This window comes from Leclercia pneumoniae (assembly GCF_017348915.1).
GTDB lineage: Bacteria > Pseudomonadota > Gammaproteobacteria > Enterobacterales > Enterobacteriaceae > Enterobacter > Enterobacter pneumoniae.
In genome coordinates this window covers 2050456-2072327 of sequence record NZ_CP071383.1, presented here as the reverse complement: position 1 = coordinate 2072327, position 21872 = coordinate 2050456, and the positions used below count along the sequence as shown (strand labels likewise).

At 57.3% G+C, this 21872-nt stretch carries 16 protein-coding genes and 1 pseudogene; 8 read left to right on the top strand and 9 right to left on the bottom strand.

Annotated elements, in window-relative coordinates:
* Positions 1 to 50: 50 nt before the first annotated feature.
* Positions 51 to 1031 (top strand): YdcK family protein, encoded by a 981-nt coding sequence (ydcK, locus tag JZ655_RS09985; RefSeq protein WP_207293711.1) that lies wholly within the window; start codon positions 51 to 53, stop codon positions 1029 to 1031.
* On the opposite strand, the gene rimL is transcribed toward ydcK, so the two are convergent.
* The 4 genes from rimL to JZ655_RS09965 all read right to left on the bottom strand — a co-directional run bounded on the left by rimL (position 1026) and on the right by JZ655_RS09965 (position 5546).
* Positions 1026 to 1565, bottom strand: coding sequence for a 50S ribosomal protein L7/L12-serine acetyltransferase (gene rimL, locus JZ655_RS09980; protein WP_154298827.1), 540 nt, complete (start codon positions 1563 to 1565; stop codon positions 1026 to 1028). The genes ydcK and rimL overlap by 6 nt on opposite strands.
* Before the next feature lie 123 nt (positions 1566 to 1688).
* Positions 1689 to 3344, bottom strand: coding sequence for a glucan biosynthesis protein D (locus tag JZ655_RS09975; RefSeq protein WP_207293710.1), 1656 nt, complete (start codon positions 3342 to 3344; stop codon positions 1689 to 1691).
* Positions 3345 to 3591: 247 nt separating this feature from the next.
* Positions 3592 to 4365, bottom strand: a complete 774-nt coding sequence (locus JZ655_RS09970) for an ABC transporter substrate-binding protein (protein ID WP_046885350.1) — start codon at positions 4363 to 4365, stop codon at positions 3592 to 3594.
* A gap of 11 nt (positions 4366 to 4376) precedes the next feature.
* The gene (locus JZ655_RS09965; RefSeq protein WP_207293709.1) at positions 4377 to 5546 is read right to left on the bottom strand and encodes a pyridoxal phosphate-dependent aminotransferase; all 1170 of its coding nucleotides are present in this window, start codon (positions 5544 to 5546) and stop codon (positions 4377 to 4379) included.
* A gap of 111 nt (positions 5547 to 5657) precedes the next feature.
* Between JZ655_RS09965 and JZ655_RS09960 the strand changes: the two genes are divergently transcribed.
* Entirely contained in the window at positions 5658 to 6500 is an 843-nt protein-coding gene (locus JZ655_RS09960; protein WP_207293708.1) for a LysR family transcriptional regulator, read from the top strand.
* Here the strand turns inward: JZ655_RS09960 and JZ655_RS09955 are convergent.
* Together JZ655_RS09955 and hglS are read right to left on the bottom strand one after the other, a co-directional pair.
* Complete coding sequence (locus JZ655_RS09955; RefSeq protein WP_207293707.1) at positions 6487 to 7995, bottom strand: carboxylesterase/lipase family protein; 1509 nt, start codon at positions 7993 to 7995, stop codon at positions 6487 to 6489. The genes JZ655_RS09960 and JZ655_RS09955 overlap by 14 nt on opposite strands.
* 42 nt (positions 7996 to 8037) lie before the next feature.
* The gene (gene hglS / locus JZ655_RS09950) at positions 8038 to 9381 is read right to left on the bottom strand and encodes a 2-oxoadipate dioxygenase/decarboxylase HglS (protein WP_207293706.1); all 1344 of its coding nucleotides are present in this window, start codon (positions 9379 to 9381) and stop codon (positions 8038 to 8040) included.
* A gap of 381 nt (positions 9382 to 9762) precedes the next feature.
* Between hglS and JZ655_RS09945 the strand changes: the two are divergent.
* The 6 genes and pseudogenes from JZ655_RS09945 (at position 9763) to JZ655_RS09920 (ending at position 18287) form a co-directional block, all read left to right on the top strand.
* A pseudogene (locus JZ655_RS09945) lies at positions 9763 to 12162 on the top strand (DMSO/selenate family reductase complex A subunit).
* Entirely contained in the window at positions 12146 to 12778 is a 633-nt protein-coding gene (locus JZ655_RS09940) for a DMSO/selenate family reductase complex B subunit (RefSeq protein WP_040075526.1), read from the top strand. Before JZ655_RS09945 ends, JZ655_RS09940 begins: the two are co-directional and overlap by 17 nt.
* Complete coding sequence (locus JZ655_RS09935; protein WP_207293705.1) at positions 12771 to 13604, top strand: dimethyl sulfoxide reductase anchor subunit family protein; 834 nt, start codon at positions 12771 to 12773, stop codon at positions 13602 to 13604. Before JZ655_RS09940 ends, JZ655_RS09935 begins: the two co-directional genes overlap by 8 nt.
* Positions 13605 to 13609: 5 nt before the next feature.
* Positions 13610 to 14479 (top strand): 4Fe-4S binding protein, encoded by an 870-nt coding sequence (locus JZ655_RS09930; protein WP_207293704.1) that lies wholly within the window; start codon positions 13610 to 13612, stop codon positions 14477 to 14479.
* A 241-nt stretch (positions 14480 to 14720) separates the two neighbouring features.
* Positions 14721 to 15644 (top strand): LysR substrate-binding domain-containing protein, encoded by a 924-nt coding sequence (locus JZ655_RS09925; RefSeq protein WP_040075523.1) that lies wholly within the window; start codon positions 14721 to 14723, stop codon positions 15642 to 15644.
* Positions 15645 to 15920: 276 nt separating this feature from the next.
* A complete protein-coding gene (locus tag JZ655_RS09920; protein WP_207293703.1) occupies positions 15921 to 18287 on the top strand; it encodes a glucose/quinate/shikimate family membrane-bound PQQ-dependent dehydrogenase in 2367 nt (788 codons plus the stop codon).
* A gap of 42 nt (positions 18288 to 18329) precedes the next feature.
* Here JZ655_RS09920 and JZ655_RS09915 read toward each other — a convergent pair whose 3' ends face one another.
* The 3 genes from JZ655_RS09915 to JZ655_RS09905 form a co-directional block, all read right to left on the bottom strand.
* Entirely contained in the window at positions 18330 to 18770 is a 441-nt protein-coding gene (locus JZ655_RS09915; protein ID WP_207293702.1) for an energy transducer TonB, read from the bottom strand.
* 110 nt (positions 18771 to 18880) lie between these two features.
* Complete coding sequence (locus JZ655_RS09910; protein WP_207293701.1) at positions 18881 to 20581, bottom strand: methyl-accepting chemotaxis protein; 1701 nt, start codon at positions 20579 to 20581, stop codon at positions 18881 to 18883.
* A 160-nt stretch (positions 20582 to 20741) separates the two neighbouring features.
* Positions 20742 to 21860 carry an S-(hydroxymethyl)glutathione dehydrogenase/class III alcohol dehydrogenase gene (locus tag JZ655_RS09905; RefSeq protein WP_040075519.1) on the bottom strand — a complete coding sequence of 373 codons (1119 nt, stop codon included), beginning with the start codon at positions 21858 to 21860 and terminating at the stop codon, positions 20742 to 20744.
* Between the last annotated feature and the right edge of the window lie 12 nt (positions 21861 to 21872).

Sequence of the window (21872 nt, the reverse complement as noted above, 5' to 3'; positions counted from 1 at the left end):
CAACGTAAAGTTTGCTACGTTTAGTAAAGAGAACAACTGCGGAAACCCTGATGAATAAATACCGCCTTAGCGATGAAACGCGCCTGCACCATTGGCATGACGGCGACCACAAATCGTCCGTGACGCTCCGCCAGCTGATCGCCACCCGGGATTTTGCCGACGTCCCCTGCGGCAGCCGTGGCGGCTGGGTTGAGGACGAGGCAGCCTTATCGCAAGAGGGAGATTGCTGGCTCTACGACCAGAACAGCGTGGTATTTGCCGGGGCACAAGTCACCGGCAACGCGCGGATCACTCAGCCTTGTGTGATTAGCCATCACGCCCGCATTGGGAACAACGTCTGGGTTGATGGCGCAGAGGTCAGCCACGGCGCCCGCCTGTGTGACAACGTCACGGTTCAGGCATCCGTAGTGCGCGGCGAATGTCATCTCTACGGTAATGCGCGCATTCTGCATAACAGCGTCGTCATAGCCGCCAAAGGGTTAACTCCGGATCGGGAGCTGATTCTGCAAATCTACGGCAACGCCACGGTCAGCGAGTCGCGCGTGGTGCATCAGGCGCAGATCTACGGCAATGCTATTGTGAACTGGGCGTTTATTGAGCATCGCGCTGAGGTCTTCGACAATGCGCTGCTGGAAGGCAATGATCTGAATAACGTCTGGGTATGTGACTGCGCCAAAGTCTACGGCAATGCGCGCCTGCGCGCCGGGCGCGAGGAGGATGCCATCCCCACCCTGCGCTACAGCTCTCAGGTGGCGGAAAATGCGCTCGTGGAAGGCAACTGCGTCATCAAACATCATGTGCTGATTGGCGGCGAGGCGTGGCTAAGCGGCGGGCCAATTCTCATTGATGACAAGGTGGTGATTCAGGGACGCGCGCGCATCCGTGGCGAAGTGCTGATCGAGCATCATATTGATATTACCGACGATGCGGTGATCGAGGCCCTGGATGGCGAGGCCATTCATCTACGCGGCGCTAAGGTGATTAACGGCGCGCAGCGTATTATCCGCACACCGCTGCTGGGAGCCTTATAGTTCGACAATCCGGGCGTAGATATTCTGGTCGTCGTAGTGCCCGTTGAGAAACTCAGCCTGTTTCAGGCACCCTTCCAGCTCAAAGCCATTGGCCAGCGCCACGCGATTGCTGGCCGCGTTCGCCACGCGACATTTGATGACGAAACGGCGAATCTCTTTACGTTCAGCGTAATAGCGGATAAAGCCCTGTAACGCCTGCGAGAGGATCCCCTGCCCCTGATGCGCCTCATCCAGCCAGTAGCCGATATACCCGGTTTTATTCAGCGGCTCAATGGCGTTAAACGACAACACCCCCACCAGCACGTTATCGAGAAAGATCAGGAACATTTTGGCGTAACCGCGCTGATGCAGCATCTGGTTACTCTGGATATTTTTTAGCGAATCTTCTGCACTCCCCACATATTGCGGCCACTCCAGAAACTGCTGCAGCCAGTCGCGATTTTTAATCACCAGGTTATACAGCTCAGCGGCGTGACTTTCCTCTACCGCGCGCAGTTCAAGCGAGGAGGAAATGGGGATAATTTCAGGGGGGATAGCGGTCATAGGGCCTACGTTTTGTGGATTTACGTGGCGTCAGTCTACTGAACCACGACCGCGGCGGCTACGCCCAGGATTGAGGGTTTACGGCCCCTCCCGGTCAGAGAGGGGCTTCATCCTTTAGCGCATTACGCGGTCATCCTCGTAGTTACGCTTGTCCGGCGCCGGCGGGAAGTATTGATACAGCCAGGTTTCGCTGATTGCATCCCCCTGGCAGCGCAGGAACATGCGCATTTCAACCGGATCGGTCGAGTCGTTGGTGGGATACCAGTCGAACAGAATGCGGTAGCCATCGAAGGGCTCGACGTAGAGGATCTCAACCTGCTTCGCTTCGCCGTTAGAGAGGGTAATGACCGGCTCGATCCCCTTTGGCGCGGCCGCTTTCAGGTCGCCGCCGATAAAGTCGATGGCGAAACGGCGGGCCCAGACTTTCGGGTAGTGCTCACCGGGTGCCCAGCCTTCCGGGAAGCCCCCCATGCCGGTGCGGGTAGCAAATACGTTGGCCAGCGGTGAACGCACCGGAGGTTTGGCGCTCCAGTGCAGACGATACTGGAACTCCAGTTCATCCCCCGCCTTCACCGGCTTTTCAGGCTGCCAGAAGCAGACCACGTTATCCAGGGTCTCGCCGGTGGTGGGGATCTCCATCAGGCCTACGGCCCCTTTGCCCCACTTGTTCAGCGGCTCCACCCACAGACTTGGACGCTTGTTATACCAGCCCATAATGTCCTGATAATGCGAGAAGTCGCGATCCAACTGCAGTAGACCAAAACCTTTCGGGTTCTTATCCTGGAAGGCATTGAACTGCAGCTTTTGCGGGTTATTCAGCGGACGGCATACCCACTCACCGTTGCCGCGCCACATGGCCAGACGGTCGGAATCGTGGATCTGCGGATGGATGGTGTCGCACATGCGGCGCTCATTGTTGCCGCAGGCAAACATACTGGTCATCGGCGAAATACCGAGCTGTTTAATGTCTTTGCGGGCGAAGAGATGGTTATCCACCTCCATAACCACCCGATCGTTCTCGCAGTGGATCACGAATTTATACGCGCCGGTTACGCTCGGGCTGTCGAGCAGCGTATAGACCGTAAAGGTGGTATCGCCCGGTTTGACCGTTTCGAACCAGAACGAGGTAAAGTCCGGGAACTCTTCCGGCGAATCGGTGAAGGTATCGATGGCGAGGCCACGGGCGGACAAACCGTACTGATAGGTGTCATCCACCGCGCGGAAGTAGCTCGCTCCCAGGAAGGAGACGATATCCCGACGTGCCAGCTCAGGCGCTTTAAAGGCACGGAAGCCCGCAAAGCCTAAATCGCTCTGCCCTTCCAGCTGCCGGGTGTCCACGCCTGCGTCGTGATAGTTAAACAGTTCCGGACGGAAGTGAATTTCGCGTGCCTGGGAGGTGGCGGAGTCCAGAGAGAACATCCGCACGCGACGGCGGAAACCCATCCCGACGTGGAAAAACTGCACGTCCAGTTCACGATTATCGATGTTATTCCACAGGGAGTGTTTTGCATCATACTGAATGCTGTTGTAGGCCTGCGGCGTGAGGGTCGCAAGGGTTTCAGGCAGCGCACGCGGTGCGCCTCCCCAGGGTTTTTGCGCCAGGTCGTGGGCCATAGACTGCAACACTGAGAAGTCGAAGCGACGGCTCAGACCGTCGGCAATATCCGATTCAGCTGCGTTAGCTGCGCGGGAGAACAGCGCCGCAAAACCCGATGTGCCGCTAAGCGCGGCGACCGCCAGTGAGCCTTGTAAAAAACGTCTGCGATTCATGCCTGGAAAAACGTCCTTATGGTCGTGGATGTGAGTTTCGCGTTGATCGAAACGACGGCAAAAAAGAGCACCCTTAGAGGGGCACAGCCTAAACAAAAACGGTTAATAATCCAATTGTTGGTCGGTGTTTATCTGAACAAAGCGAGAAATATTTTCTGTCGAGGGGAAAAGGCTGAATCGGAGGTAAAGTTACGTATAAAAAGGACCCCTGCCTGACATCATCAGCAGGGGCCAGTATGGCGCACTATTATTTTACGCTGACATCGATACCCGGGAAGTACTTCTGGGCCAGTTTATCGATCGTTCCATCAGCGCGGACTTTATCGATAGCGGCATCGAGCTGCTTTCTGGAAGCTTCATCCCCTTTTCGCAACCCAAAGCCGATACCACTGCCGAGGATCGTGTCGTCAGACACGGGTTTGCCAATAAAACCAAACCCTTTACCCTGCGGCTTGCTAAGGAAACCTGCCTGCCCGGCCGCCGACATCACCAACGAAGCGTCAATGCGGCCATTCAGCAGGTCACCCCATGCCATATTCTGATCTTTATAAGACACCACGGTGACACCGTGCTTCTCCCAGTGCTCTTTCGCGTAGGTTTCCTGAATAGAACCCTGCAGTACGCCAATGGTTTTTCCTTTCAGCCCGGCCGGGGTGGCATCCACCGCCATCCCCGATTTGCCCACCAGCTGCGAGGGAATACGGTAGATGGGCTGCGTGAAGTCGATGCTTTCACGACGCTTTTCAGTAATGTTCATTGCCGAGTTAATGGCATCAAACTTTTTCGCCACCAGCCCAGGGATGAGCGCGTCAAACGACGTCTCCACCCAGCTGCACTTCAGCGCAGCGGCGGCACAGATGGCGTTACCCAGATCGATATCAAACCCTTCCAGTTCGCCTGAGGCATTGCGGCTTTCAAACGGCGGATATTCCGCTTCGACCCCGTAACGTAATTCGGTGGCGGCAAAGGTGGAGAAAGAACAGAGCAATCCCAGGCCGACGACGAACGCATTTACTTTCATACCCGTACTCCTTAGCGTGGTTTAACCTGGCATAGCGCCTGCGCACCTGCCCGTAATGTGGCCTCATCTTTCGCGAAAGAGAGACGAATCAGTTTGTTATCTGTGCTATCCGTGTAAAACGCCGACAGGGGAATGGTCGCGACGCCACAATCGACAATCAGCCGTTTCACCATCTCGCTGTCGCGTTCATCGCTAAAGTGGCTGTAATCCGCCAGCAGGAAGAACGAACCGGCGCTCGGCAGCAGACGGAAAGGCGAGTCCGCCAGCAGGCTCACCAGCAGGTCGCGCTTACGCTGATAGAAAGCCGCCAGCGACAGCCAGGTCTGCGGATCGGCCATGTGCTCGGCAAACGCGTACTGCATAGGAGTATCGGCAGAAAACATTAAAAATTGATGGACCTTGCAGATCTCATCCATCAATTCTGCCGGGGCCACACAGTAGCCTACGCGCCAGCCGGTGACGTGATAGGTCTTGCCAAATGACGAAATAATGACGCTCCGCTCCGCCAGCTGCGGATGCGTCGCCATGCCATGATGTGGCACGCCGTCGAAGACAACATGCTCGTACACCTCGTCGGAAAGAATGATGATATCGGTGTTGCGCGTCAGCGTTGCCAGCTGCGTCAGGTCATCCGCCGAAAAGACCTGCCCGCTCGGGTTGTGGGGTGTATTGATGATGATCATTCGCGTGCGGGACGTAATGGCGGCCCGCACTTCATCCCAGTTGACGGCAAAATCTGGCACCGTCAGCTTGATGGCGATCGGTGTCGCCCCCTGCAAACGGACAATCGGCGCGTAACTGTCAAACGAGGGCTCGAAATAGATCACCTCATCCCCGGGATGCACCAGACCGCTGATGGCAGAGTAAAGCCCTTCGCTGGCGCTGGCGGTGACCAGTACTTCCCTTTCGGCATCGTAGCGGGTGCCATACAGACCTTCGATTTTATCGGCGATGCGGGTTTTCAGCGCCGCCAGGCCGGTCATCGCCGCATACTGATTGCGATCGGCCTCCATCGCGCGGGTTACGCCGGCGATCAGTTTAGGATCGCAGGAGAAGTTCGGGGCGCCCTGAGAGAGGTTGATGGCGTTATGCTGCGCCGAAAGCTGACCGATAACGGTAAAGATGGTGGTGCCCACATCCGGCAGTTTGGAACGGGTCTGGATTGGCGTGCGTAGAGTCATCGGTAGTCCTTTCTCGTGGATAGTGCATAACTATTCAATCTGAAGCGGATTGCGGCGACAATCGAATTGTTGTCATAATAGCCATGAGAAAAAAACATACCTGGAGGCGCTATGGCGCGTCGTACTTTTCCGCTAAACGCCGTTGAGACCTTCCTGGTCACCGCCCGGCATCTCAATTTAACCCATGCGGCGAAAGAGTTATGTCTGACCCAGGGGGCGGTGAGTCGAAAGATTGCCGCCCTGGAAAACTGGTTTGGCTTTCCCCTCTTTGAGCGCCACGCCCGCGGCCTGCGGCTATCTTCCCAGGGCAGCGCTCTGCTGCCGGATCTGCGCAGCGCCTTCGAGCACTTCCTGACGGTGGCCGACCAGGCGCGCGCCCAACAGACGGTGGTGCGTCTGAAGGCGCCGACCTGTGCCATGCGCTGGCTCATACCCCGCCTGATTGAGGTGGAGCACCAGCAGCCTGAGCTGCAAATCGCCCTGACCACGACCATCGATCACAGCGTGAACTTCAAAACAGAATCCTATGACGCAGCGATTGTCTTTGGTGCCCAGCTGAGCGCGGGCGATCTGCTGTTCGAAGAGGCGCTAACGCCGGTGGTCAGCCCGTTGCGAGGGGGTACCGACGTCGAAAACCTGACCTTTTTACACCCGACCCGGGATAACACCGACTGGTCATTGTGGCTGGAAAAACAGGGCATGCCGCCACCTGCCATGCACAAAAATCAACACTTCGACACCATGGACCTGGCGATCACCGCCGCGATTCAGGGGCTGGGAGTGGCAATTGCCGATGAGACGCTGGTGGCAGAAGATCTCCGCACCGGGCGGCTGCTGCGGCCCTACCCCAGCAGCGTCAAGACCGGTGCGAGTTATCGTCTGGTATTGCGAGAGTCACCTGACAAAGCGACGGCGCTGACGGCGTTTCGCGCCTGTCTGCTTAATCGAGGCTGACATGGTGTTTCATCATCCGCTTAAATAGCGCCAGTCGCGCGCGCATAAAGCGGGTCTCAAGCTTAAATCCTGCATTTTTATTCAAACCAATGCGTAACAAGACGTCCCGCCCTTTAATGCAGGCAGGCCAGCGGATGGCCCCATTCAGCGTGGCACAGTCCCGGCCGGCGTGGCGGGCGAAATTGACCCAGTAATCCGCGACCCTGGCCGAAAAGGCGAGATCGCGTTCATTAACATACTCCCGCGCCGGCTCGGCCAGCGTTAGGGTATCAAACACGTAAGGCACCTCATTACCGTGCCAGGCGCCGTTGGCGTAGGTGTCATGCTCTGCTTCCGCCACGTAATCAAACCAGTAGCGCCAGCAGGGCTCGCCGACCCGCTGCTGCGCCTGCATCACCACATAGCCCAGCGTAGTAAAGGCCATATCACGACAGACCTCGCGCCCCAGGGCTTCATCCCCCTTCACGCCCGGATAGAGCAGTTTAATCAGGCCCAGCCCCAGCCGCCGCTCTTGCCGCAGCTTCTGGATCTGCCCGGCGAGATCGACGCCAAAGACCGCCATCACGCTGGCCTCATCGCTGTTGGAACCAATTATCACCGGCATCGGATGCTGGCGGGCAGCATAGAAGCACTCCAGCATCGGTTCCGGCAGAACGCAGTCGCCCACGATAGGCGCAGGTGCGACATTCAAGGGTGCCGTGAGCGGCCAGAAGGATTCGACCGGGAGGGCCCTCAGCTGCTCTGCCGTTGCGTTTTCCAGACCAAAGTGGCGCGCCAGCGCGACGCCTTTTTCCAGCGCCTGCGTGCGAGGCGTATCGGGCAAGGTATAACCGCTCTGGATAATGGCTTTATGGAACAGCCCTTTCGCCAGCGGCGAGGCCATTAATGACAACACGCTGCGCGCCCCTGCGGATTCGCCAAACAACGTTACGTTTTGCGCATCGCCGCCAAATGCGGCGATGTTGTCACGCACCCATTCCAGCGCCGCTATTTGATCTAACAGCGCGAAATTGTGCACCACCTGCCCCTCTTCCCCCTCCAGCGCCGGATGGGCAAAAAACCCGAGATGGCCGAGGCGGTAGTTGAGCGTCACCAGAATCACATCCCGCCGGGCCAGAGCCTTACCGTTATAGGGCGGTAAGCCACCAGCACCAATGGTAAAGCCCCCGCCGTGCAGCCAGACCATGACGGGAAGCGGTGTGGGACGTTTTACCGGTGCCCAGACGTTCAGATAGAGGCAATCTTCCGAGAAACGCCCCGGATCGCCGCCCCCCAGTTCCTGGCAATATTCACTGTTTTGCCAGCTGGACGAGGCCATTTCCTGCGCCGGACGTACGCCCGGCCAGCTCTCAACAGGCTGCGGTGACCGCCAGCGTAGCGCACCAACGGGCGGCGCGGCATAAGGAATGCCGAGCCAGACCTGAACATTATCGTCCGTCGCGCCAAGCAGCGCGCCATGACGGGTCGTCACTATTGGGGTGGAGAGGTTTTCCATTCAAGCCTTCTCTTAACAAAACACCCCAGCAGAGTAACGGTTTCAGAGCAAACCGCAACGCCGTTTACTGCGTGATTCCGCCTCTTCATAGAGGGCAAACTCATCCAGTACCGGGCAGCCCAGCGCGGTTTCAAACGCCTCAAGGCTGGCGTTGCCATGGCTGCGCGCCTGGGTTTCATTGCCCAGATTTGACTGGAAAATCCCGGCGGCGCTCACCGGCAGAAAGTCCTCGTAGGTAATAGGTTGTGCCACCACCCAACCGCGCTCAATCAGCGGCTGCGGATCGTCACCGGGACCAAAAGCGTGGCGATGTGCTTCACCGCTCGGCGTCAGACGATAGCGGAACCATGCCAGACCCTGACGGCGCAACATCATTTCACTGTCTGGGAAGGCGCGGAACACTTCCTGCAGATGCAGCTGGTGCGTAAGGTTATCTTTACCGGTACCCGCTTCAGCCAGCAGGCGATCGTAGAGTTCACGCCCTTTCGGCGTTAACGCCACGCCCCGCTGTTCAATTTCGCCAAAACGGGCAGTATGCGTGCCCAAATGTTCCCCGGCAAAATGGACGGGCTCCTCCAGCGCTTTAAAGCTGGTCTGACGCAGCAGCAGCGGGATCTCGCGGCGTGGCGGCCCTTCGATCAGGATCTTCGGCTCAATACCGTATTCCGGCATGAGCGCCTGTGCCCGGTCGATATCCAGGGTTCGCGGAGTCAGATGGTTAATATGACAGCCGGGGAAGCAGACCACGTCGGCTATCAGACGGTGTTCGTTGTGCAGCGCCATATAAGTCTCTTGATCCACGGTGGCATGGCGGTGCCAGCGGAAGGTTTCCAGTGCCTCTTGCACAAACTCATGCGCCTGGGCTTCGGTAAATCCCCCAGCCGTCTCGTACAGATCGATCAATGCCAGGCAGCGCGGGGTGAAGATGTTGCGCTGGGCCAGAATTGCCGCCGCCTTCTCGCGCAGAGCCACATTTTCAATCAGCTCCGGGCGTAACAATGAGGTAAAGACCCGAAACGGGTTGCGGCATAATGCGGCGTCATCCACCGGGCGGAACGCCGTAGAGTGTACCGGCACCCCGGCCTGCGAAAGATCGTAATAGCTGACCGGGAACATCCCCATGATGGCAAACATCCGGCGCAGGGTCGCCAGTTCCTGGGCCGTGCCCACGCGGATGGCCCCGTGGCGCTCCACGTTCAGTCGCGCCAGTTCGTCGGCATTCGCCAGTTGTTCATGTAAAAGTGGGTTATTTTCCAGAACGGCCAGATTCACATCCGCCACCAGCTCTAGCAAGGTGCCGTACTGCGGAACTTCCTGCTGGTACATCCCCGACATAGCTTGCGAAAAGTGTTCCCGAATATCATCTGCCGTGATGGTGTTCGCCATGATGTCATGCCTCCAGTGAATATTACCTGGAGTGTAGAGAAGGCTGCTGCGGACGTTTGAGAGAATTTCTGAAGTGTGATCCCGATTGCTGGACGGAGAATTTATGAGCGACTCCCCTTTAATATTTCCGGGAGAAATGAAATATAACATAACAATATAAAAAGTAATATTTTTTATTTCGACATTGCATCCGTGAAAAACGGTTTACGCTATCACTCACCTGAATAATACAAGACTTTTTCAGCCGTTTTTTACGCCGTTTTAATTGCTAACAATTATCATTTAAATGAGGATGTTATATTCCCCCCCCCCCTTGATTAATATCAATTACCCCCTTCGGTCTATAAGACAAAATACGCGCTCTTTAAAAGAGGAACAATTATGTCTGCACCTGAAAACAATGACGACAGCCTCCCGCTCGGCGTCTCCCGACGGGGATTCCTGAAAGCGAGTTCGGCCGCTGTAGCCCTCCCTTTTTTGTTCAACCAACGAGCAAATGCCGCGGGGAATGATGCCGGTACGGTCATCAACGAGGTTCACGCAGCGGAACGCGTAGTGCAAACCTGCAGTACCTTCGATTGCGGCGGTAAATGTGACATTCGGGCCCACATTGCCGACGGCGTGGTGACCCAAATTACCACGCGTCCGGACAGCGCACTTGATACGCAAATGCCGGTAATGCGCGCCTGCGTTCGCGGCCGCAGCTACCGTAAATTCGTTTATCATCCCGATCGTCTTTAATATCCGATGAAGCGGGTAGGAAAACGCGGCGAAGGTAAATTCGAACGCATCTCCTGGGACGAAGCCACCACCCTTATTGCGGATAACATCAAACGTATTACCGCCAAATATGGTCCTGAGTCGCGTTTTGTTCATAATAATACCGCCGTCAGCGGAGGGACTTTTTCCGGCGATAAAATGATGCGCCGTTTATTTAATCTCACCGGCGGTTATTTGCAATATTATCACTCCGTCAGCATGGGCAATACGGCCGCCGCCACCCCTTATACCTACGGCACCGCTGCCAGCGGCAGTTCACTGGATACGCTGTCCGATACCCCGCTGGTCATTCTCTGGGGACATAACCCGACTGAGACCATCTTTGGCCACAGCAACCACTATTTCCAGCAAATGAAGCAAAAAGGTACGCGCTTTATTGTGGTTGACCCGCGCTATTCCGATACGGTGTCATCGCTGGCCGACGAGTGGGTGCCGCTTCTGCCCTCAACGGATAATGCGCTGATGGATGCGATGATGTATGTCATCGTCAGCGAAAACCTTCATGATAAGGCCTTTATTGAACGATATACCCTCGGCTTTGATGAAGCGTCCATGCCAGAGGGAGTACCGGCCAACGAATCGATGGTCGCTTACCTGACGGGTAAAAAAGACGGCATCGTAAAAACGCCGGAATGGGCCGAGAAAATCACCTACGTCCCGGCGCAAACCATTCGCCAGCTCGCACGTGACTATGCCACCACCAAACCGGCGGCGCTGATTCAGGGCTGGGGTCCTCAACGCCATATCTGCGGCGAGCGTACCGCCCGCGGTTCTACCCTGCTGGCTACCCTGACCGGTAACGTCGGCGTGAAAGGCGGCTGGGCGGCAGGCTACGGCGGCTGTGGCAACCGTAAGTTTACGACCGGTCCCGAGATGCCCGACAACCCGGTAAAAGAGAAAATCTCTATCATGAACTGGGTGCAGGCCGCCGACGATGCCAGCAAGGTTACGCCGCAGGACGGCCTCACCGGTGCCACACAGCTGAAAAGCAACATCCGCATGCTGGTGTCGCTGGCGGGTAACTATCTGGCAAACCAGAACCCCGACCTGCTCCAGGCGGTAAAGGTGCTGGAGGATGAATCCAAAATAGAGTTTATCTTAGTCAGCGATCTCTATATGACCCCCAGCGCCCGCTACGCCGACCTGCTGCTCCCCGAAACCAGCTTTATGGAGCGCTGGAACATCGGCGAAACCTGGGGGACCGGCAGCTATCTGATCCTCTCTGAAAAGCTAATTGAGCCGGAATTTGAACGCCGTTCGGATTACGACTGGCAGCGCGAAGTGGCCGCCAAGCTCGGCGTTGAGCCGCAATTCAGTGAAGGGCGCAGTGAAAAAGAGTGGATCGAACACATCTGGGAGCAGACCCGCCTGGCGATGCCGGATGAGCATTTGCCCACCTTTACTGAGCTGCAGCAAACGCGCCAGCATCTGTTTAAAAGCGAACCCTACGTGGCGTTTGAAGCCAACATTCGCGATCCCGAGGCGAACCCGTTCCCCACGCCGTCGGGCAAAATCGAGATTTTCTCCAAACGGCTGTACGACATGAAGCATCCCGACATTCCTGCCCTGTCGCACTACGTCCCGGCGGCGGAAGGCCCGGAAGATCCACTGGTCAAACAGTATCCGCTGCAGCTGATCACCTGGAAAGGAAGGAACCGCGCGAACTCCACGCAATATGCCAACCCCTGGCTGCAAGAGGTGCAGATCCAAAAACTGTGGATCAACCCGCTGGATGCGCAAAAACGGGGTATCCGCCAGGGCGACCTCGTGCGCATTCACAATGCGCGCGGCGTCTGCCAGGTGCCGGCTGAAGTGACGCCGCGCATCATTCCCGGCGTCGTGGCCATGCAGGCGGGTGCCTGGTGGCAGCCGGATGCCGACGGGGTCGATCTCGGCGGTTGTCCAAACGTACTAAGCTCGGCGCGAATTACTCCGCTTGCTAAAGGTAACGCGCATCAAACCCTGCTTGTGGAGGTCGTCAAGTATGAGTCAGCAGTATAAAGAGTTCCCCGCGGTCAGCGATAAACAGCTTGGATTTTTCATCGATTCTTCGCGCTGCTCGGGCTGTAAAGCCTGTCAGGTGGCTTGCAAAGACAAACATAATCTTGAGGTGGGTCGACGCTTTCGTCGGGTATACGAGGTGAATGGCGGCGGATTTATCCCGACCGGTCAAGGGGGCGTGAGCAACTCGGTATTCGCTTATACCCTCTCGATCTCCTGTAACCATTGTGCCGATCCTATCTGCACTAAAAACTGCCCCACCACCGCGATGCACAAACGGCCCGGCGACGGCATCGTGCGCGTCGATACCCGCAAATGCGTGGGTTGCGGCTATTGCGCCTGGTCCTGCCCGTACGGCGCACCGCAGATGAATGAGGAGACGGGACAGATGTCGAAATGCGACCTGTGCGTAGATTTACTGGCGCAAGGCGAGCAGCCCATCTGCGTAGCAACCTGTCCGCTGGGGGCCATTAAGTTTGGGCCCATCGATGAACTCCGCGCCCTGTACGGTACGGTTTGCGATGTTCAGGGGCTGCCGGATTCGTCCATCACGCAGCCGAACCTGGTGATAAAACCCCACGCTGGGGCAGAAAAAGAGGAGCCGCCGCATGCATGAGTTGCCATTACTGATTTTCACCCTGCTGGTGCAAGGCTCGGTCGGTATCACGCTGTTTTTAACCCTCGCCGTCAGAAAGGCGAAAACGCTGCCTGCGGCCCAGCGTCAGCTGCTGCCGGCCATGCTGCTGGCCTGCATTGCCGGCGGGCTGGGTCTGGTGGCCTCGACGCTGCACCTGGGTTATCCGCTGAATGCGTTTAACGCGCTGCGCCATGTAGCCAGCTCGTGGTTAAGCCGTGAAATCGTCTTCGCCAGTCTCTATCTCGCGGTGCTTGGTCTTTGCACGCTCAGCATGCTGATAAGAAAATCACCGCTGGCGCTGTTGTTGCCGCTTGCCACGCTGCTAGGGTTGATCGACGTCTGGTGCATGAGCGCGATCTACGCCAGCAGCACGGTGGTGACCTGGATGCATTTCAACACCTGGCTGATGTTTTATGGCGCGGTGGGCATTCTCGGCGCGGTGGCGATGGCCTGGCTGCCCCTACTGAATACCCCTGGCGTGATGCAGGCTCGCACGCGACTTCTGCGTCTGGCGGCGATGCTGGTTATCGCGATTGTGGCGGTGCGTCTGCTGGCTCAGCCAGCCTACGTGCACTATCTGGCCAGCGCGCCGCTGAATGGCGTCGTCACCCTGCCGCATCAGCCGGTTGAGGCCTTCAATCAGCATGGCGGGCTGCGACTGTTTAGCTGGGTTGCCAGCGTCCTGGGCGCCATCCTGTTTGCGTTCAGCGCCTGGCGTCACCGTAGAAACGGCGTGCTGTTCGGAGGGCTGCTGCTGATCCTGGCAGAGATCCTCTTCCGCTTTGTTTTCTTTAGCATCGGCTGATTGTGATGCGTCCTTTCTCCATAAAGCCCTCACCGCCCCCCGGCGTGGGGGCCTCTTGCCTGCGTAAAACGTTCTCGCGCCACCGCTGCCAGGCCTGTGCAGATGCCTGTCCGGTGGCGGCAATCAACATCGGTTCTGACGGGCCGCATCTCGACGCTGACGCTTGCCTGCGCTGCGGTAATTGTCTCTTCGTCTGTCCGACCGATGCGCTGACTCATCTTCAGCCCCTCAGACGCAACCTGCGCAACAACCGACTGGTCGGCCCCTTTTCGACCACCATTACCCCAGAAGAGCTGCTGCTATGGCACCGCCAGTACGCGATAGGGGGCGTGGAATTGGATTACGCGGCCCACCCCGCCTGGTTGCGTGCGGTGGCTGCGCTTAATGTGATCCTGAGGGAACTGAACGAAGCGGAGTGGCAAATTTTTCCACCGCAGCCGCGCCCTGTGGATGGCTTCCGTCGGCACTGGCTTCGCGTTCCCGATGATGCGCACCAGACCGCAAGCGTCACGGCAGATCAGCCTACACGCCTGCAGGCTTACCACCCTTTTACCCCTTACGAACTGGACTTTTCGCTATCACGCTGTGTGGCCTGTGGGGCCTGCGCCCGGGCATGCGCGGAAAAAGCGCTGCGCTTCACCCAGACCGCACTGGATTGGGATTCTTCTGTCTGCACCGGATGCCATGCTTGTACGGCGGTCTGTTTTACCGGGGCAATCACTCTCCGGCGAGAGATCGCCGCAGCGCATGCGCAGCGGTTTCCGCTGATGCAGAAGGTCTGTTCCGTCTGTCGCCACCCCTTTTCTACCTTTTCGCCTCAGGCTGAGCGCTGTCATATTTGTCAGCAACATCGCCACGCCATGCGCGAAGCATAACCTCCCTTTATGTTTTCGCCCCGCCTCCCGGCTTTGCCGGTTCGGGGTAAGGATGCTCTTTTCGTTTACTGCCGCAGATTTAATCCTGTCGAAACAACAGCCTGGTGACACGCGCTTTTTACAAGGCGGCAAACAGGCACTTTGCATAAAATGAGTAAATGTTAATGATATTTTGCTAGCAGGTTATCAAAATTAAACAACTTTTCTTGTCTCTCTCATCGCTCTGCTTTAAACATCGCCTATGGAAAAAAATGGTCTGTTTAGTCAGCGCATTCGCTTGCGCCATCTGCATACATTCGTGGCCGTCGCTCAACAGGGAACGCTGGGGCGAGCGGCTGAAACGCTTAATTTAAGCCAGCCGGCGTTATCAAAAACGCTCAATGAGCTGGAACAACTTACCGGTACCCGCCTGTTTGAGCGCGGGCGGCTGGGGGCGCAGCTTACGTTGATGGGCGAACAATTTCTGACCCATGCCGTTAAGGTGCTGGACGCCCTGAACACCGCCGGGCAGTCGTTGACGCGCAAAGATGAACACACCCCGGATGTGGTGCGTATTGGCGCCCTGCCCACCGCCGCGCTGGGCATATTACCTGCGGTCATAGGCCAGTTTCATAAGCAGCAGCGCAACATTACGCTGCAGGTCGCGACCATGAATAACCCTATGCTGCTGGCGGGGCTCAAATCTGGCGAGTTGGATTTGGGCATTGGCCGCATGTCAGACCCTGAATTGATGAGCGGTCTGAATTATGAGTTGCTGTTCCTCGAATCCCTGAAGCTGGTGGTTCGCCCCAATCACCCTTTGCTTAACGATACCGTGACTCTGAGCCGGGTGATGGAGTGGCCGGTGGTGGTGTCGCCGAAAGGCACAGTGCCGCGTCAGACCGCCGAAACCCTGCTTCAGGCACAGGGCTGCAAACTTCCGCCGGGCTGTATCGAGACGCTATCGGCCTCGCTCTCTCGTCAGCTTACGGTTGATTTCGACTACGTCTGGTTTGTGCCCTCTGGCGCCGTTAAAGAAGATTTACGCCAGGGCACCCTGGTCTCACTCCCTGTTCCTTCCACCGGCGCGGGTGAACCTATTGGTGTACTGACGCGGGTGGATAGCCCTCTCTCTTCCGCCGCACAAACGCTACTAAGCTCGATACGAAAATCCATGCCGGTCTAATCACCCCACCTCAGGCCCGTCTTGTCGACGGGCTTTTTCTCGCCTTAATCAAATAATGCGAAATCATTCATTAACAATTGCGTAAAACAATTTAACAGATTTATCATACCCGCCAATTCACCAAATGGTTCGTTAACACTGTAAAAGGGTGAATTACACGGCCCGATATCTGGCTAATAGTGCATTATTTATGATAACCCTCCACCTCTGTTATCCATTTGGTACGCAAGCCATTGGCAATGGTTTAAAGACGTTGAGGTTGTTCAGGAGATAGAAATGGCTTTAGGTAACACGCCACGCGGGATCCCCCGATTCCTGCTGTGGTTACTGGTCGGACTGATGGCAATTATCGGTCTGGCTGTAGGGGGGCTGGGCTTAAAGCTCGCCACCGTGGGGGGAACGTTTTACTTCCTGATTATGGGCGTTGTGATGCTTATCGCCGCGTTCTTAATTGCACGCCATCGCGTCAGCGGCATCGTCCTGTACGCTGTGGCATTCATCGCCTCGCTGTTCTGGGCGGTAAGCGATGCGGGCTGGGACTTCTGGCCCCTCTTCTCACGCCTGTTCACCTTCACGGTGCTGGCGTTCCTCGCGGCGATTGTCTGGCCGTTCCTGCGTGGTAGCCGTAAAGGCCCGGCTTTTGCGATTGCAGCCGTGCTGGCAGTGGCGATGCTGGTCAGTTTCGGCTGGATGTTTAAACCACAAACGCTGGTCGCGGCCAACGAGCCGGTACCGGTAAAACCGGTCGCCGAAGGGCAACAACAGAAAAACTGGGCGCACTGGGGCAATACCACCCACGGCGATCGCTTTGCGGCGCTCGACCAGATTAACAAGCAAAACATCAGTGAGCTGAAAGTCGCCTGGGTCGCCCATACCGGGGATATCCCGCAGAGCAACGGCTCTGGTGCCGAGGACCAGAACACCCCGCTACAGATTGGCGATACGCTTTACGTGTGTACCCCATACAGCAAGGTGCTGGCGCTGGATGTGGATTCCGGTAAAGAGAAATGGCGTTACGATGCCAAAGCGACCGCGCCAAACTGGCAGCGTTGCCGTGGTTTAGGTTACTTTGAAGATAACCCTTCCGTGACAACGTCACATAACGAGTCGCAGCCGGCCGCCTGTTCACGCCGTCTGTTCCTGCCCACGACCGATGCGCGCCTGATTGCCCTTAATGCCGATAACGGCAAGGTGTGTGAGGAGTTTGGCGAGCACGGTGTGGTTGACCTGAGCGTGGGCATGGGTGAGATCAAACCGGGCTACTATCAGCAAACCTCGACGCCGATGGTTGCGGGTAATGTCGTGGTGGTAGGTGGCCGCGTAGCGGATAACTTCTCTACCGGCGAGCCGCCGGGTGTTGTGCGGGCCTATGACGTGCATACGGGTAAACTGGCGTGGGCCTGGGATCCCGGTAATCCGGACATTACCGGCCTGCCGCCGAAAGGCCAGACCTATACGCGCGGTACGCCGAACGTCTGGTCGGCGATGTCTTACGATGCGAAGCTGAACCTGATCTACCTGCCGACCGGTAATGCCACCCCCGATTTCTATGCGGGTAACCGCACCGCGCTGGACGATAAATACAGCTCCTCCGTGGTGGCGGTAGATGCCACCACCGGTAAAGTACGCTGGCATTTCCAGACCACGCACCATGATTTGTGGGACTTTGACCTGCCTGCTCAGCCGCTGCTGTACGATCTGCCTGACGGCAAGGGCGGGACCACGCCGGTGCTGGTCCAGACCAGCAAGCAGGGCATGATCTTTATGCTCAACCGCGAAACCGGCGAACCGGTGGCGAAAGTGGAAGAGCGTCCGGTTCCGGCGGGCAACGTCGAAGGCGAGCGTTACTCACCTACCCAGCCGTACTCCGTGGGTATGCCGATGATTGGCAACCAGACCCTGACCGAGTCCGACATGTGGGGCGCAACGCCGGTTGACTTGCTGCTGTGCCGTATCCAGTTCAAAGAGATGCGCCATCAGGGGGTCTACACCCCGCCTGGCCTCGATCGCTCCCTGCAGTTCCCGGGGTCGCTCGGCGGCATGAACTGGGGCAGCGTGTCGGTTGACCCGAACAACGGCCTGATGTTTGTGAATGATATGCGTCTGGGGCTGGCCAACTACATGGTGCCGCGCGCAAACGTTGCGAAGGACGCCAGCGGTATTGAGATGGGCATTGTGCCGATGGATGGCACCCCGTTCGGTGCGATGCGGGAACGCTTCCTCTCGCCGCTGGGGATCCCATGTCAAAAACCGCCCTTCGGGACCATGTCGGCGGTGGATCTGAAGTCCGGCAAGCTGGTGTGGCAGGTTCCGGTCGGCACGGTGCAGGATACCGGTCCGCTGGGTATCCGAATGCATATGCCCATCCCTATCGGGATGCCGACCCTGGGCGCATCGCTCTCAACCCAGTCTGGCCTGCTGTTCTTTGCCGGCACTCAGGACTTCTACCTGCGCGCGTTTGATACCGCCACCGGTAAGGAGATTTGGAAAGATCGTCTGCCGGTGGGCAGCCAGTCCGGCCCGATGACCTACGTTTCGCCGAAGACCGGCAAACAGTACATCATTATCAATGCAGGCGGCGCGCGTCAGTCTCCGGATCGCGGCGATTACATTATCGCCTACGCCCTGCCAGATAAATCGTAACCCGTTTCAACCCGCAACCGGCCACCTTTGTGGCCGGTTTTTTTACAGCGAGTTCTCCTGCCAGATAACCTCTTTGCCATTGCTGTAGCTCACCACCAGATTCTGTCTTACCCCCTCTGGCCAGCAGCTGCGAAGCACGGCGCGTTTCGTCTCCTCGAAGAAGGCCTTATCTCCTGCCGCGTTGTAGTCTGCTGCTCGCCCGTTCAGCTTGACGTTGAATGACACCGTGACCCGGCCCGAAAACTGCTGCGCCGCGGCCTGCTGCGGATAGCGTGGGGTGATCCGGTAAACGTCTCCCTCGCAATCTGCCAGGGCATCGTTATCCGCCGTACTGCCGCCCACCGGAAACGAGAGCCCGACGCCCACCCCGCTACTGCCGCCGCCAATGCCAACGCCGCCGATCCCGACGCTGCCTCCTGACGAACAGCCCCCCACCAGCAGTGCCATACTGGCAACCTGCATAATTTGTGTTGATAGCTGCATCTTTGCGCTCCTCATCATCTCTTACACAGAGCATAGCTGTTGCTGACCACAGTCGAAAAAAAAGGGCTCATGCTGACGCATGAACCCTCTGGCGACTTACCGCGATGGGATTAGAACGTTTCCCAGTTATCGCTGGAAGTGGCGTTCACCGCCGCCGGGCGTAACGGCGTCGATGGCGCGCTGGGGGTGAAGGCGGTGCTGCTGCGCGTTTGCGCCGCGCCGTTAAGACGGAATGCGCCTACGGCTTCGGTCAGACGCGCGCCCTGCTCTTCCAGCGAGGCGGCGGCGGCAGAAGCCTCTTCCACCAGCGAGGCATTCTGCTGGGTGACTTTATCCATCTCGGAAATGGCCTGGCTTACCTGCACAATCCCGCGGCTCTGTTCATCGGATGCGGCGGCAATCTCCAGCATGATGTCGGTGACGCGTTTCACCGCCTCAACGATCTCATTCATGGTGTTGCCTGCAGCAACGACTTCACCCGAGCCCTGATCGATCAGGGTAACGGACTCGTTAATCAGCCCTTCAATCTCTTTGGCCGCATTCGCGCTGCGGCTGGCCAGGGTACGGACTTCGCTTGCTACTACGGCAAAGCCGCGACCCTGTTCACCGGCACGCGCCGCCTCTACCGCCGCGTTCAGCGCCAGGATGTTGGTCTGGAAGGCAATGCTGTTAATCACCGCGGTGATCTCAGAGATTTTCTTCGAGCTGGTGGAGATGTTACCCATGGTTTTCACCACCCCGGAGACCATCTGGCCGCCACGGCTGGCTTTACCTGAAGCATCTTCCGCCAGCTTGCTGGCGTGGTGGGCGTTGTCCGCGTTCTGTTTCACGGTGGCGGTCAGCTGCTCCATGCTGGCGGCGGTCTCTTCGATTGCCGCAGCCTGCTGTTCGGTACGGGAGGAGAGATCGGTATTGCCGGCGGAAATTTCGCTGGTACCGCGATAAATCTCTTCCGCTCCCTGACGCACGGTGCCGACGGTTTTCACCAGAGAGTGCTGCATGGTTTGCAGATCCTGCGTCAGACGACCAATCTCGCTGCGCCCGGTCAGGTCGTCGGCCAGCGTCAGATCGCCTTTGGCGATATGCGCAATACGATTAGCGGCGCGCTGCAGCGGATTGATTACCGTGCGGCGCAGCACCAGGAAGGTGATGGCGGTTAAGATCAACGCCAGCGCGAAGGCACCCACCATAAACATCAGCCCGAGCTGCGTACGGGAATGCGCCTGTTCGGCAAGCTGATTCGCGCGATCGGTACGGATTTTAATCGCTTTCAGCAAGATTTCGTTGTACCCGTCATCCAGCGGGCGGGCGCTCTCATTTTCATGATTGATGATGGCTTCAAACATGCCATTTTTGGCAAATTTCAGCATCGGCTGTAGGCCGTTAATATAGGCCTCGTAACGTGCTTTGAGATCGTTATCCAGCGCCTGGTCGGCAGGAGTACGCACCGCACGGTTCATATAGATTTTAAAGCTATCTTGCGACTGCTTAATACGGCGCTCTGCTTCCGCGATGTTTTGCTTCATCGCCTCCATTTCAGCGATACGGCTGGCCGCACCCGCGTGGATCATATTAATACGCGCGGTGCGCAGATGGTTCGAGCTGTTCGACAACCCGGTGCGCACTTCGATTTCTGATGTCACGTCCTGCTGGTCGGTATCAGCCTGTAACAGGAAATAACCAGCCAGACCTGAGCTCAGGGCAAACAGCAAAATAATGCCGCCGAGAATGGAGGAAAACAGCGGAAGCAACCTGATGTGATGCAGGAAGCTCAACTTGTGTTGCGCCCGCATCGTTGATGAAGTATCCATGACCGTCGACTCTCTTATAAGTAAGATGCGCAAAAAACACGCCCGTAATAGAGTCATCGGCACGGCAGAGAATTAGCTTATGGCTAAAATCGCCAGCCACGTCACACTTTAGAAAAGATTATTAAAGAAATGCCAGCGGCAGAAACCGCTGGCAGAATAATCAGTTATCGCCGAAATGGATAACCGTACGGATGGATTTACCTTCGTGCATCAGATCAAAGGCCTCGTTGATCTGTTCCAGCGGCAGACGGTGAGTGATGAACGGGTCGAGATTGATTTTCCCCACCATTGCATCTTCAACCATGCCAGGCAGTTGCGTACGGCCTTTTACTCCACCGAAAGCGGAACCGCGCCAGACGCGACCGGTCACCAGCTGGAATGGACGGGTTTTGATCTCCTGACCTGCGCCCGCCACGCCAATGATGATGCTCTCGCCCCAGCCTTTGTGGCAGCACTCCAGCGCCGAACGCATCACGTTGACGTTACCGATACATTCGAAGCTAAACTCCACGCCGCCGTCGGTCAGTTCTACGATCACATCCTGCACCGGCTTGTCGTAGTCTTTCGGGTTGATGAAATCGGTCGCGCCCATTTCACCCGCCAGCTTGAACTTCTCTGGGTTGGTGTCCACGGCAATAATGCGCCCCGCTTTCGCCTGGACTGCCCCCTGAATCACCGCCAGACCGATACCGCCCAGGCCAAAGACCGCGACGTTATCACCCTCTTTCACTTTTGCGGTGTTGTGAACCGCACCGATACCGGTGGTCACGCCGCAGCCCAGCAGACAAACTTTATCCAGCGGTGCCTGTGGGTTCACTTTAGCCAGTGAGATTTCAGCCACCACGGTGTATTCGCTGAAGGTACTGGTGCCCATGTAGTGGTAAATCGGCTCACCATTATAAGAGAAACGAGTAGTACCGTCCGGCATCAGCCCTTTACCCTGGGTGGCGCGAACCGCCTGGCAGAGGTTGGTTTTACCGGATTTACAGAACTTACACTCACCACACTCCGCGGTGTATAACGGAATAACATGGTCGCCCGGCTTCAGGCTGGTCACCCCTTCGCCTACTTCCACCACCACGCCGCCGCCTTCATGCCCCAGCACCGCCGGGAAGACCCCTTCCGGATCTTCGCCCGAGAGCGTGAACGCATCGGTGTGGCAAACGCCGGTATGGGTGATTTTGATCAGCACTTCGCCTTTTTTCGGCGGTGCGACATCAATTTCAACGATTTTCAGCGGCTGACCAGGGCCAAATGCAACAGCAGCACGTGATTTCATAACGCTTTCCTT

Coding starts and splice junctions, on each gene's coding strand:
- JZ655_RS09965 (WP_207293709.1), bottom strand. CDS start 5,546: ATGACTCTACGCACGCCAATCCAGACCCGTTCCAAACTGCCGGATGTG.
- JZ655_RS09905 (WP_040075519.1), bottom strand. CDS start 21,860: ATGAAATCACGTGCTGCTGTTGCATTTGGCCCTGGTCAGCCGCTGAAA.
- JZ655_RS09920 (WP_207293703.1), top strand. CDS start 15,921: ATGGCTTTAGGTAACACGCCACGCGGGATCCCCCGATTCCTGCTGTGG.
- JZ655_RS09935 (WP_207293705.1), top strand. CDS start 12,771: ATGCATGAGTTGCCATTACTGATTTTCACCCTGCTGGTGCAAGGCTCG.
- JZ655_RS09960 (WP_207293708.1), top strand. CDS start 5,658: ATGGCGCGTCGTACTTTTCCGCTAAACGCCGTTGAGACCTTCCTGGTC.
- JZ655_RS09910 (WP_207293701.1), bottom strand. CDS start 20,581: ATGGATACTTCATCAACGATGCGGGCGCAACACAAGTTGAGCTTCCTG.
- JZ655_RS09925 (WP_040075523.1), top strand. CDS start 14,721: ATGGAAAAAAATGGTCTGTTTAGTCAGCGCATTCGCTTGCGCCATCTG.
- hglS (WP_207293706.1), bottom strand. CDS start 9,381: ATGGCGAACACCATCACGGCAGATGATATTCGGGAACACTTTTCGCAA.
- JZ655_RS09915 (WP_207293702.1), bottom strand. CDS start 18,770: ATGCAGCTATCAACACAAATTATGCAGGTTGCCAGTATGGCACTGCTG.
- JZ655_RS09930 (WP_207293704.1), top strand. CDS start 13,610: ATGCGTCCTTTCTCCATAAAGCCCTCACCGCCCCCCGGCGTGGGGGCC.
- JZ655_RS09975 (WP_207293710.1), bottom strand. CDS start 3,344: ATGAATCGCAGACGTTTTTTACAAGGCTCACTGGCGGTCGCCGCGCTT.
- JZ655_RS09970 (WP_046885350.1), bottom strand. CDS start 4,365: ATGAAAGTAAATGCGTTCGTCGTCGGCCTGGGATTGCTCTGTTCTTTC.
- JZ655_RS09940 (WP_040075526.1), top strand. CDS start 12,146: ATGAGTCAGCAGTATAAAGAGTTCCCCGCGGTCAGCGATAAACAGCTT.
- ydcK (WP_207293711.1), top strand. CDS start 51: ATGAATAAATACCGCCTTAGCGATGAAACGCGCCTGCACCATTGGCAT.
- JZ655_RS09955 (WP_207293707.1), bottom strand. CDS start 7,995: ATGGAAAACCTCTCCACCCCAATAGTGACGACCCGTCATGGCGCGCTG.